This window comes from Paenibacillus sp. sgz302115, assembly GCF_056120445.1.
Map to the genome: position 1 here is coordinate 376,295 of NZ_JBVYOK010000002.1, position 12,527 is coordinate 388,821.

Annotated in this window: 12 protein-coding genes; 9 read left to right on the forward strand and 3 right to left on the reverse strand. The window is 49.9% G+C overall.

Annotation, left to right across the window (positions count from 1 at the left end; all coding sequences use genetic code 11):
* Positions 1 to 55 precede the first annotated feature (55 nt).
* Positions 56 to 1,243: an MFS transporter gene (locus tag AC0LWN_RS07215; RefSeq protein WP_474663887.1), complete on the forward strand. Its 1,188-nt coding sequence runs from the start codon at positions 56 to 58 to the stop codon at positions 1,241 to 1,243.
* A 106-nt stretch (positions 1,244 to 1,349) separates the two neighbouring features.
* On the opposite strand, the gene AC0LWN_RS07220 is transcribed toward AC0LWN_RS07215, so the two are convergent.
* Positions 1,350 to 1,943 (reverse strand): TetR/AcrR family transcriptional regulator, encoded by a 594-nt coding sequence (locus AC0LWN_RS07220; protein WP_474663888.1) that lies wholly within the window; start codon positions 1,941 to 1,943, stop codon positions 1,350 to 1,352.
* A gap of 483 nt (positions 1,944 to 2,426) precedes the next feature.
* On the opposite strand from AC0LWN_RS07220, the gene AC0LWN_RS07225 reads away from it, so the two are divergent.
* The 4 genes from AC0LWN_RS07225 (at position 2,427) to AC0LWN_RS07240 (ending at position 6,088) form a co-directional block, all read left to right on the forward strand.
* Entirely contained in the window at positions 2,427 to 2,849 is a 423-nt protein-coding gene (locus AC0LWN_RS07225; protein ID WP_474663889.1) for a MarR family winged helix-turn-helix transcriptional regulator, read from the forward strand.
* Between the two features lie 95 nt (positions 2,850 to 2,944).
* Positions 2,945 to 3,526, forward strand: coding sequence for an NAD(P)H-dependent oxidoreductase (locus AC0LWN_RS07230; protein WP_458963320.1), 582 nt, complete (start codon positions 2,945 to 2,947; stop codon positions 3,524 to 3,526).
* A gap of 161 nt (positions 3,527 to 3,687) precedes the next feature.
* Positions 3,688 to 4,047, forward strand: coding sequence for a hypothetical protein (locus tag AC0LWN_RS07235; RefSeq protein ID WP_474663890.1), 360 nt, complete (start codon positions 3,688 to 3,690; stop codon positions 4,045 to 4,047).
* A 181-nt stretch (positions 4,048 to 4,228) separates the two neighbouring features.
* Positions 4,229 to 6,088 carry an LTA synthase family protein gene (locus AC0LWN_RS07240; protein ID WP_474663891.1) on the forward strand — a complete coding sequence of 620 codons (1,860 nt, stop codon included), beginning with the start codon at positions 4,229 to 4,231 and terminating at the stop codon, positions 6,086 to 6,088.
* A gap of 47 nt (positions 6,089 to 6,135) precedes the next feature.
* Here AC0LWN_RS07240 and AC0LWN_RS07245 read toward each other — a convergent pair whose 3' ends face one another.
* The gene (locus tag AC0LWN_RS07245; protein WP_474663892.1) at positions 6,136 to 6,603 is read right to left on the reverse strand and encodes a MarR family winged helix-turn-helix transcriptional regulator; all 468 of its coding nucleotides are present in this window, start codon (positions 6,601 to 6,603) and stop codon (positions 6,136 to 6,138) included.
* 281 nt (positions 6,604 to 6,884) lie between these two features.
* Positions 6,885 to 7,655, reverse strand: a complete 771-nt coding sequence (locus tag AC0LWN_RS07250; protein ID WP_474663893.1) for a DeoR/GlpR family DNA-binding transcription regulator — start codon at positions 7,653 to 7,655, stop codon at positions 6,885 to 6,887.
* 221 nt (positions 7,656 to 7,876) lie between these two features.
* Here AC0LWN_RS07250 and AC0LWN_RS07255 point away from each other — a divergent pair, with 221 nt between their 5' ends.
* Genes AC0LWN_RS07255 through AC0LWN_RS07270 form a run of 4 tightly spaced genes read left to right on the forward strand, consistent with a single transcriptional unit; the run spans position 7,877 to position 12,223 of the window.
* A complete protein-coding gene (locus tag AC0LWN_RS07255; protein WP_474663895.1) occupies positions 7,877 to 9,643 on the forward strand; it encodes an L-fucose isomerase in 1,767 nt (588 codons plus the stop codon).
* 31 nt (positions 9,644 to 9,674) lie between these two features.
* Entirely contained in the window at positions 9,675 to 11,102 is a 1,428-nt protein-coding gene (locus AC0LWN_RS07260) for a rhamnulokinase (RefSeq protein WP_474663896.1), read from the forward strand.
* Positions 11,103 to 11,125: 23 nt separating this feature from the next.
* The gene (locus AC0LWN_RS07265) at positions 11,126 to 11,776 is read left to right on the forward strand and encodes a class II aldolase/adducin family protein (RefSeq protein WP_474663897.1); all 651 of its coding nucleotides are present in this window, start codon (positions 11,126 to 11,128) and stop codon (positions 11,774 to 11,776) included.
* Between the two features lie 15 nt (positions 11,777 to 11,791).
* Positions 11,792 to 12,223: an RbsD/FucU family protein gene (locus AC0LWN_RS07270; RefSeq protein WP_474663898.1), complete on the forward strand. Its 432-nt coding sequence runs from the start codon at positions 11,792 to 11,794 to the stop codon at positions 12,221 to 12,223.
* The last annotated feature ends 304 nt before the right edge of the window (positions 12,224 to 12,527 follow it).

The following is a 12,527-nucleotide window of genomic DNA, read 5'->3' on the forward strand; positions in this document are numbered from 1 at the left end:
GGTCAACCGGTCCTATCCTGTCGTCCGGAGCGCTCTACGAAGAGAGTTGAATGAAATGAGGATTCAGCAAGGCACAAAGGCTTTCCGTAACACCAGTCTGGCACTATTTGCAGGCGGATTCAGCACATTTGCACTTCTTTACAGCCTGCAGCCTTTGATGCCTGAATTAACAGAAGCATTTGGAGTTACCCCGACAGAAGCAAGCCTTTCCCTGTCCGTAACGACCGTTTCCATGGCGCTGACGATGTTATTCGTCGGCACATTGTCCGATGCCTGGGGCCGCAAGTCGATCATGACGGCTTCGCTGGTTACCGCATCGGTGATCGCGATATTGTCAGCAGGCATTCCTTCCTTTAAAATGCTCCTGCTGCTGCGTATACTTCAAGGCATTGCCCTGGCTGGCCTGCCGGCGATTGCCATGACCTATCTGGTTGAGGAGATCGACACCGCAAGTCTTGGTTATGCTATGGGACTGTACATCAGCGGCAATTCCATAGGAGGGATGGCGGGGAGAATGATCAGCGGTCTGCTGACGGACTTGTGGGGCTGGCGCTATGCCGTGGGGGCGATCGGGCTTATGGGGGTTGCTGCGGCCCTAGTGTTCTGGCTGGTGATTCCATCCTCGCAGCATTTTGTCCGGCAAAAGGCACGGTTAAGCGGCGTTCTTCCGCTGCTATGGTCCCAGTGCCGAAATCCGCAGCTGCTGTGCCTGTATGCCCTGGGCTTTTTACTGATGGGGAGCTTTGTTACGGTGTTCAACTATATCGGCTTTGAGCTTACCGGTGAACCGTACAACTTGAGCCAGTCACTGGTAGGCAGTATTTTTATTGTTTATCTGATGGGGACCTTCAGCTCAACCTGGATGGGCAGAATGGCAGACCGTTACGGGCGCAGCAGGGTTATGGTTCTGGGCCTCGCCTTGATTCTGCTGGGTGCGTTGTTCACTCTGAATGGAAACCTGTGGCTGAAAATTATGGGTCTCGCGGTGTTTGCCTTCGGCTTCTTCGGAAGCCATTCAATTGCCAGCAGTTGGGTGGGACCCGTGGCCGACGAGCATAAATCACAGGCTAACGCACTGTATCTGTTCTTCTATTATGTGGGCTCCAGTGTCAGCGGCACCAGTGGCGGAATGCTGTTCAGCACGCTGGGCTGGCATGGTGTTGTGGGAATGGTCAGCTTCTATGTTGCGGTCAGTCTGCTCCTTTGCTACAGTCTGGCACGCCAAAGCCGCAGGCCCATTTGAGCATATGCATACCAAACCGCAAGCCTCGGATTCTACGGGGGTTGCGGTTTTTGTGCAAAAATAATCTGGGAAACGGATGCCGCCTCATCCAGAGGACGCGAAGCTGTTACGTACTGATAAATATAACTACCAAACGGGCCATATACTCTTCCATCTTCTGCTTGAGATCATAGCTGCCGTCATGCAGGCACCAGTTATAAATCACCCCGCGCGCTGCAATAAATAGATACTCCGTCATATCCTCCGCAGACATATCCCGAACTAATTGCCCGCTGGCCTGACCTTTTTCAAGCAAAGCCTGTAGGACATTCTGCATGTAACGCCCCTTGGCGATGAACAGCTTATTGTTGCAGGTATAGAGCTGCTTCATCGTTTCAATGCCAATGTTCAGATTGTACTCCGCATAAATTTTGAAGTAATCAATAATATCGCTACAAATCGAAGCCGAAGGCTCCAGATCCCTAAATTTCTGATCAAAATAACCGTCAGCCTGCTCGTACATTTCAACGAGGATGTCGCTTTTGGTGGAGAAATAGTTATAAAAAGAACCGACGGAAACTCCGGCTTCACTGCAAATCTCAGCAATTGTGATTTTTTCGAGGGATTGCTGCTTCATCAGCTTGACGGCACTCTCGAACAGGTTGCTTTTGGTCTGGATGCTCTGCAATTGACGTGAGGTTAACGCTTTTTTCTTGGGCATTTCAGTTACGCTCCATATGTACAATATCCTCTTAATTTAGGCGTTCGGATTCCTTTTGTCAATTGAAGAGAGCGTGCATTTCAGGGCAATCGCTTATGAAATGAACCACGAAATTGGATGAAGTGGAAAAAGGAAACCTAATCTGCGAATTTCACCGATTTTTTGGTGATTAGATGGAAAAAGTAGACTTAATTCTCTCCATTTCCATCCATTCAGTGATTATAGAAGGAAATAAGTGGAGTTTTTCCCACTAACCATCCGGGGGGAGGTCACCCAGCGGAATGAAGTGGAGAAATTCCACCTCAGTTATTTATTTCCAATTCCAAACTTCCCCTCCGCACTCCTACCCTTTTATGGGTTTCACAAGTTCAGCTTATATAAGAAGAGGGATGGAGTAATAGCAGGCTGCCTTTATGCAAAAAGGCAGCCTGCTGCTTTTAATTTATGCTTGCAATTGAATAGATGTCTATGTATAATGAGCTCATGCTTAATTATAACGCTTTATCATTGATCAGCAAGATTCGCACCGAGGCGCATAAGATGATCGTTTCCGAGCTTGAGAAACATGGAGTCGAAGGCATTGTTCCTTCACATGGCGATGTGCTGATCTTTCTTTATGAGCAGGATGGCCTGTCTGTCAAGGAGCTTGCGAGCAAGGTTCACCTTACACAGCCTACAGTGACTGTTCTGATCAACAAGCTGGAGAAGCTGGGGTATGTGTACAGAATAAAGAGCGGGGAGGATAGCAGAATTACTCTTGTAAAGCTTACGGATAAAGGTATTGCGCTGCAGCCGGCCTTTCGGGAAATATCGGATAAGCTGAATGATGCCATTTACGGCGGTCTGAATCCCGCACAGCGGGAGGATCTTGAATTTTTGTTGGAGCATATTTATAGAAGATTTTAAAAGAGCTTTTTAATTTTTTTTGTATAATTATATAGATATCTATTAATTATAAACAAGATGAGATTCAAACAAATTCGATATCGGAGGTAATAACAATGAAACATTTAATCGTGTATGCCCATCCTAGCGCTGAGAGCTTTAACCATGCCATTCTGGAGACAACGGTTCAAGCACTGAAGAAAAAAGGGCATGAAGTTGTAGTACGTGATTTGTACGCTCTTGATTTCCAGCCGGTGCTGAAGCCGGAGGATACGGCAGCAATGCGCAGCGGACAGACTCCCGCAGATATCCTTACGGAACAAAAGTTTATTTCTGATGCAGATGTCGTGACCTTTATTTACCCGATCTGGTGGACAGGGCTTCCTGCGATTCTCAAAGGTTATGTTGACCGGGTATTTGCTTACGGATTCGCATATGCCTATGGGGAAGCCGGGATTGACAAGCTGCTGAAGGGAAAAAAAGGATTTATCATCAATACACACGGAACTCCAAAAGAAATCTACGATCAGATCGGCATGAGCGCCGCGCTCAAAATGACATCCGATACCGGCATTTTTGACTTTACAGGAATTGAACCAGTGGATCATTTGCTGTTCGGCAATATTCCTTCAGTTGGACAGGCTGCTCTTGATGAAATTCTGGTCCAGGTTGAAGAAAAAGTGACAGCTTTATTCTAACCCAAAGCTTATTTTTTATCGGCCCTGCCGTTGTCTGAGAGACAGCGGCAGGGTTTTTAAATATAACTTAATTGATTTCCTGTTTTTCTCAATTAAATGGAATAAATAACCGATATAAAGGATAGCATCATTGTTTCTAAACTATACTTGGAGGAATCTACATGCCCTACACTATGGAAGTAAACGTTCCAAAGAATCAAGTAGTTGTCAAAGCCTTCGGCCTTACCGCAGAAGATGTTCCATCCTACATAGCTGATTTTGAAAATGCGATGAAAAAGCTGAAACCAGGGTTCACCGGAGTAACCGATGTTACCGGGTCCAAATCCATTCTTACGCCTGAGGTTGCCGCTATGCTTGCACCTACAGGAGAGGTAGCAGTTGCTCATGGAGTCGCCGGATGGGTTTATGTAGCAGATTCACCGGTATGGAAAATGCAGATGAAGAGACTGTTCGGCAATTTTGCAGTGCATTATCCAACTTATGAAGAAGCGGATGCCTATCTGCAAAGCCTGACTAAATAATTCATAATTCCTAAGTGAAGGTCCTGCGGGGCTTTCACTTTTTTTTTGCTGCGCACATATAAAATGGAATGTGTTGAATATGTTTTAAAATAGGTTGATAACCTATGTACTTTGTGCTTTAATGCAGTAGTAGCACGGATGCGGGCGGCTTTACTTTTTTTGAAAGGAAATGAATTGTTTCATGAAGAGATCATTGAAAGGCATTTTAAATAGGCCGATTTTATTGTTTAGTTTTGTGCTGCTGCTGAAAAGCGCTGTGGCCTGGTTTGTTGTTTTTAACGACGGCCCCAATTGGAGCATGCTGTACACGGAAATACCTTTTTTCATCATTGTGTTCAGCCTGATTGAATGGCTCTCCTCCAAGCGGAAGATTCTGTATTATATGATCGCCAACTTGTTTATTACGATTATTTATTTTTCCGTTCTGATGTATTACAAATACTATGGCGTTATTGCTACTTATCATGCTTTGCAGCAGGCGGATAAAGTTACGAAGGTAGGAGAGAGCACGTATTCCCTGATCACGCCGTATTATCTGTTTATTTTTGTGGATATTGTCTTCTTCCTGTTTCTTATGTTCCGTCCTAAATACATTGCCAAATGGAAGGAAAGGGGCTTGTACCGTATGAGCCGGCCGGTCCTGATTACCGTTGCCGTTGCTTCCTTCGCGCTGTGTATCTTCAACATCTGGCCCAATCGTGCGAGCATGAACGAAATCAAGAAGGCGGAGAGCATGGGGATCTTGAATTATGAGGTCTACACGCTGTTTGCGGACAGCACAGAGAAGGAAGAAATCATTGACAGCAAAGAGATTACGCAGCAGGCCGTGGATAAGCTCAAAGGCGTCCAAACCCGACAGTCACCGCAATACTTCGGAGTTGACCAAGGGAAAAATCTGATCGTAGTGCAGATGGAATCGTTCCAGAATTTCTTGATTGGACTGACGATAGACGGACAGGAGATTACCCCGAATATTAACAAGCTGGCCAAAAGCAATACGTATTTCAACAATTTCTATACCAATGCGGGCCAGGGCACTACCTCAGATGCTGAGTTTGTGGTGAATTCTTCTTTTTATGTGCCCAAAAACGAGCCGGCTACCTCTTCATCCTATATGAAAAAAGCTGTGCCCAGCCTGCCGAGACTGCTGAGTGAGAAGGGATATTTTACTGCTACTTTTCATACCAACAGTGTGGAATTCTGGAACCGCAGGGCGCTGTACAAGGCACTAGGCTTTGACAAATTTTATGACCAGTCATTCTATGGCGACGACGATCATATTGCGTTTGGCTCCTCGGATGAAGTGCTGTTCAAGAAGACGGTACCGGAGCTGTCCGCACTTGATGCCAAGGATAAGCCTTTCTATGCAATGGTGATTTCCATGAGTGCCCATCATCCGTTCCGGTTGCCGGAGGAGAAATTCAAGATGAAGCTGCCGGAGCGTTACGAAGGAACACTGCTTGGCGACTACATCCAGTCCCAGAATTATGCGGACTATGCAATGGGGCAATTTCTGGATGAGCTGAAAGAGAGCGGGCTATGGGATGACAGCCTGATTGTGTTCTACGGGGATCACCAGGGCGTGCCGATGTATACCCTTGGTAACGATGAGAAGGAATTGCTGAAAGAGCTGGTCGGGCATGAGTATGGCTACACCGACATGTTCAACATTCCGTTTATTGTCCATTCGCCAAGCGGGGCGCTGCCTGCCGTGATGGAGCGGACGGGCGGACAGATTGATATTCTGCCGACGGTAGCCAATTTGCTGGGAGTCCCGCTGCAGAATCAACTGCATTTCGGTGAGGATCTTATGAATACGCAGACGAATCTGATTCCCTTCAGACATTTTCTGCCGACAGGGTCCTTCGTGAACAACACAAGTATTTATTTGCCGGGGAATGATTACGAGGATGGCAGCAACTACAGACTGAGTGATAATGCGGAAGTCAAAGAAGGTTCCACTAAAACGCAGTTTGAAGCCGCCGAGCGGCTGCTGGGTATGTCGAACAGTTATCTGCTGCAGCTGCCGGAAGGGCAGTAATCTGAAACAGTAAGTATGGGGGAGACCCTATGCCTACTGTTTTTTTGTTAAAATTCATCCACCTGTCCGTTTAGCTCTTCGAAATAATGATAGACCCCGTTCAGAATTTCCACTAAAGCATCGCTCTGCTCCTTGCCGAGATAATCAATCATGCCCTTGAACGTATCGCGGATTCTGGCAACGGCTGTATCGGCAAAACGTTCTCCCTTGTCCGTTAATGTAATACCGCTGACTCTCTTATCCTGTGGATCGCTGGAGCGGATGACATAACCTTGCGCCAGCAGGCTGTTCACCATTTGGGTGATGGTGGGGGAAGTGACTTTGTGCATCTTGCTGATGTCCGAGACCGTGAGCACCTGCTTGCCTGACTTCTCCGTACCCATTCTGATCGTCACCAGCACGCGTATTTCACTGGGTTTTAGCGGGAAGGTATTTGGCTTTTGCCAGTTTATCTTGGAGAATTGCTGAAATACCTCCATTAAGTCGTCTACTTTCTCATATCTGTCTTCGTTCATGTGTACACCCCATAGGCTTATTTAGCCTAATTATAGTCCAGACCGTGAAATAAAAGAAAGGAAGGGACAGGAAGTGCCTGATAACTAAACCAAAAACAGTTGAGTAAGCGTATACAAAAAACTATTTACTAATCAAGCTTCTTGAATACAGCCCATACAAGCAGAATCAGGCATACGCCTAGCGCAATGAGAACGAACGGAAACCACACCGGTGCGGAAGCTGCGGTCAGATTGATCGAGCCCATCCTGGGATTCACCTCCTTTCTTGTACGGCATATGGCTTATTCTGCGGGATTGTAGAGAAGTGACGTCTGGTATTTATTCAAAAAAGTGATCCATTCCTCCGAAGGCTTCTCGTCCGTGACAATGTAATCAATCTCGTGAAAGCCGAACAGCCTGATAAAGGCGATCCGGTCAAACTTGGAATGGTCAGCCAGAAGGATGGCTTTGCTCGCCTGCTGGCGCATCAGAATCTTGAGCTCGCTTTCGGCTTCGTTGGAGTCGCTCAGCCCGCCCGTCATTGAGAGCGCCTTGCAGCTGAACAGCGCGACGTCTACATTGTATCTCTGAATGGTATGGGAAGCGCTCGGTCCGACAAAGGAGTTGGTCTCTGCTCCCAGCACTCCGCCGGTGGAAATCAGCTTATGCCCGGAATGCTGGAACTCGGACAGGACGACAAGGGAGTTCGTGATGATCGTCAGATTTTTTTTGGCTTCGGTGATTTTCTTCAGGGCTTCAAAGGCTGTAGAGCTGGTATCTGTCATCAGACTGTCCCCGTCATTGATCAGCTCCAGGACGTTCGCGGCAATCGCCCGTTTTCCTTCAATATGGATTGCATGTCTATGGGAGTAGGAGGGGTCTTCATTGGTGTGGACGTTCAAGACAGCGCCGCCGTAGCTTTTTTTGGCAATGCCTTCTTTGTCGAGCTTCTCCAGGTCTCTGCGGATGGTCTCCTCGGAAACGGCGAAATCCTGGGCCAAATTGGCGACATGGACTTTCTTGTTGCGGTACAGCTTGTTGATAATGAGCTCACGGCGTTCAAATGCTCTCACTGAGGCGGCCTCCTTGCTATAACATATCTGTGTTCTTATTCTACTATAACTTCAGAGATAAATAAAAGTACAATCCACAAATAAACCACATTATTTTTCGAAAACCACACTTTTTCACCATAATAGTGTGGATTTGTGTTGACACTGGATTCTTTTGATTTTATGATGAAATGTATGGAAACGCTTTTATTGTTCTTATCATACGGAGGAGGTTGTATGGCATGACAACTTATTATCCCAAAATCGGAATTCGCCCTACGATTGACGGGAGACGCCGCGGCGTGCGTGAATCGCTTGAAGTTCAAACGATGGGTATGGCTGAACGGGTCGCGGTCTTTCTGCAGTCAAATCTGCGTTACCCGGATGGTTCGCCCGTAGAATGTGTGATTGCAGATTCCACCATCGGCGGTGTGAAGGAAGCTTCGGCTGCGCAGGCCAAGTTCTCCGGCGCAGGTGTAGGCGTGTCGATCACTGTGACGCCTTGCTGGTGTTATGGCTCAGAGACGATGGATATGGATGCAACGATTCCCCATGCGGTGTGGGGATTTAATGGCACGGAAAGACCTGGCGCCGTGTATCTTGCCGCTGTGCTGTCGGCGTATGCCCAGAAGGGGATTCCGGCCTTTGGGATCTATGGGGAGGATGTGCAGGATTCGGGAAGTGAAGACATCCCAGCCGATGTTCAGACGAAGCTGCTGCGGTTCGCCAGATCGGCGCTGGCGGTTGCTCTGATGAAGGGAACCTCCTATCTGTCGATGGGTTCGGTATCCATGGGGATCGCCGGTTCGATTGTGAACGACCAGTTCTTTCAGGAGTACCTGGGCATGCGGAATGAGTATATTGATATGTCTGAGTTCGTCCGCCGCTTCGAAGAGGGGATCTACGATCAAGAAGAATTTAAGCGCGCGCTGAAATGGACGAAGGAGAACTGCCGGCTGGGACCCGACAATAATCCGGCGCATCTGCAGGTCAGTGATGAAGTGAAGGAATCCCAGTGGGAGACCTGTGTCAAGATGGCGCTTATCGGCCGTGACCTGATGGCTGGCAATCCGGTGCTGGCGGAGCTTGGATTTGAAGAAGAAGCCCAGGGCCACAACGCGCTTGCCGCAGGCTTCCAGGGGCAGCGCCAATGGACGGACCACTTCCCGAACGGTGATTTCATGGAGACGATCCTGAATTCCTCCTTCGATTGGAACGGAAAACGGGCTCCTTTTATTCTGGCTACAGAGAATGACAGCCTGAACGGCGTGACGATGCTGTTCAATTATCTGCTGACGAATACGGCGCAGATCTTTGCCGATGTCCGAACATACTGGAGTCCGGCTGCGGTGAAGCGTGTCACCGGCTACGAGCTTGAAGGCCAGGCGGCGGGCGGCCTGCTCCATCTGATCAACTCCGGCTCCGCCGCGCTGGATGGCGCCGGTGAACAGACGGTGGATGGCAAGCCTGCCATCAAGCCGTTCTGGGAGATTACGGACGATGAGGTGGAGGCCACCCTGAAGGCTGCCCAGTTCCGGCCGGCTTCACAGGAATATTTCCGTGGCGGCGGCTTCTCCACCGATTATCTGACCAAAGGCGGCATGCCTGTAACAATGGCCCGCCTCAATCTGGTCAAAGGACTGGGACCGGTCCTGCAGCTGGTAGAAGGCTACACGGTAGAACTGCCCGAAGCGGTGCACCGCACCTTGGACGAACGCACCGACCCTACCTGGCCGACAACCTGGTTCGCACCAAATCTTACCGGAGCCGGCTCGTTCAACTCAGTATATGACGTAATGAACAATTGGGGAGCCAATCACGGCGCTATCAGCTATGGGCATATCGGGGCCGATCTGATTACGCTGGCTTCGATGCTGCGCATCCCTGTAAGCATGCACAACATAGAGGAAGCGCAGATCTTTAGACCGCGCGTCTGGTCGCTGTTCGGCACGGAGAGTCTCGAAGCTGCCGATTACCGGGCCTGCCGCAATTTCGGACCGCTGTATTAATACTATTCTATGAAGCGGGCAGGTGCATGCAATGAGTAAGCTGATAAGGCTGCTCGCCGTCGATCTGGGGGCAAGCTCGGGAAGAGTGATGCTGGGAACCTATGACGGCAGCTCGATTGTGGCAGAAGAGCTTCACCGATTTGCCAATACTCCGGTCCAGGAGGGCGGACATTTGTACTGGAACGTCCCGGCGCTGCTGCAGGAGATCAAGCATGGCATGAGGCTGGCGCTCCAGGCTTACGGCGAAATTGCCAGCATTAGTGTGGACACCTGGGGTGTAGATTATGGCTATATTGATCATGCCGGACAACTGCTGAATGCTCCTCATCACTACAGGGATCAGAGAATGAGCACCCACCGGGCGGGGCTGGAAGAGCTGCTGCCGCCGGAAGAGCAATTCCGTCTGACGGGCAATCAGCCGGATATGATCAACACGGTATATCAGCTATTTGCGGATTTCCAGGAGAATAGCCGGCTTCAGCTACACGTAAATAAAATGCTGATGATGCCGGATTTGTTCCTCTACTTGTTATCGGGAACGGCTGCCGGCGAGCGAACCATTCTAAGCACGAGCGGTCTGCTTGACGCCGGTTCGGGTGAACCCTCCACCGAGGTATTCCGCAGGCTCGGAATTCCTCTCGGCTTGATCCCGGATCAGGTGCCGGCGGGAACTGTTATCGGCTCTTTGCTGCCGGAGCTTTGCGATGAGCTTGGCTGCGGACCGGTCCATGTGATCGCTGGAGCATCCCATGATACGGCTTCAGCCGTTGCCTCTATCCCATATACAGATAAGGGCAGTGCGGCATTTATCAGCTCCGGCACCTGGTCTTTGGTTGGGATGGAGACGAAGGCGCCGGTCCTGGACCGGCAATGCCTTGACTACGGCTTCACCAATGAGAGCTGCTATGGCGGCAGCAACCGGCTGCTGAAGAATATTACGGGTCTTTGGCTACTGCAGGAGACCCGCAGAGTGTGGGCTGAAGCCGGGGAGGCGTTCAGCTATGGAGAGCTGACTGCGCTGGCCGAGAATGAGGGACCGGCAAAGTCTTGCATTGATCCTGACGACCCGCTGTTCCGCACACCCGGAGATATGCCGGGACGCATTGCTGAATACTGCCGGAAGACAGGGCAGTGGGTGCCGGAATCCAAAGGGGAGATTGTCCGGGTTATTCTGGACAGTCTTGCGAAGTCCTATGCTGCGGCGCTTAAGGGGCTTGAAGACATTTCGGGCAAGAGGGTCCGCGTCGTCCATATGGTCGGAGGGGGCATTCAGAACAGGCTGCTCTGCCAACTGACGGCGGATGCTACAGGGAAGAAGGTTATTGCCGGTCCTGTCGAAGCGAGTGCGCTTGGCAATCTGCTGGTGCAGCTGGCAGCCTTGGGCGAGCTGGATCTCAGCCAGGCTGCAGCGGTAGTCGCCGCATCCGAAGCCTTAAGCCTGTATCGGCCGAATAAATGAAAACAGAGGAGAGTAAATCAATCATGGATGAGCTGGAAAAGAAGCTGCGTCTGCAAATTTGTGATATCGGCAGAAATCTGTTCAACAAGGATTATATCGCCGCGAACGACGGCAACATATCCGCCCGGTTGAGCGCAAATGAGGTGCTGGCCACCCCGACTGGAGTCAGCAAAGGTTATTTGGAGCCGCACATGCTGGTCAAAGTCAATCTTGAGGGAGAGATTCTGGAAGCCCATGAAGGCTACAGACCTTCAACAGAAGTGAAGATGCATCTGCGGATATACCGCGAGCTGCCGGAGATGAACGGGGTTGTCCATGCCCACCCGCCGTTTGGCACCGCCTTTGCTATTAAAGGGGAAGCGCTCGATAAAATGATGATGCCGGAATCCGTCATCGCGATGGGCGATATTCCGCTCGCGAAATACGGCACACCGTCAACGGAGGAGGTTCCCGATTCCATTATGCCGTTCCTGGGTAAGAAGACAGCCGTACTGCTGGAAAGTCATGGCGCGTTGTCCTGGGGCAAGGACGTCATGGGAGCTTATATGAATATGGAGCGGCTGGAGTACACGGCGAAGCTTACCTTCCTGACCCGCATGATTGACGGAGAGCGGGAGCTGCCGCCGAACCGGATCGAAGAGCTGGTTGCGCTGAGATCCTTCTACGGAATGTAAGGGAGGAAACCTGTCATGCTGAACAAAATCCCCAAGCTGCTCTCTCCCGAGCTGGTGAAGACGATGATGGAGATGGGCCACGGCGATGAGCTTGTGCTCGCTGATGCCAACTACCCGGGACATGCGCTGCACTCCAGAGTGCTCCGCTGTGACGGTATTGGGATTCCGGAGCTGCTGGATGCAATCCTGGAGCTGTTCCCGCTGGATCATTATGCGGAGCATCAGGCCGCTCTGATGAGCGTCGTTCCCGGAGATCCGGTAGTCCCCGTAATATGGGATACCTACACGGAAATCATCGCCGGACATGATCCGCAAGCGGTGGTAGCCCATGAAGCCCGCTTCGACTTCTATACCCGCTCCAAAAGCGCCTATGCAATCGTAGTCACTGGCGAAGAAGCGCTGTACGGCAATATTATTCTCAAAAAAGGTGTGATCACAAGCGGTTAACCGCTTTGAGCTTGAGGCTGAATTTAATCCTGCCGGTCATAGATTCTCGAAGTGAGGATAGATGACTGGCGGGATTTTTTTGCATGCCCCGAACGTAATACCCGCTGCCTGTTCACGAAAAATACAATTTTTGGCTTCGGGAACAGGGGGATTAATCCGCACCTTACTGTAAATATGTCTGCTGTATCGTCACATTTTCGTTCATCAATCAATAAGAAAACCTAAACAAAAACCAGTTGTAAGCGCTTAATGTTAGTTGTAGGTTACGAATGATTACATATTCAATGACAATATGCAGGAGTAT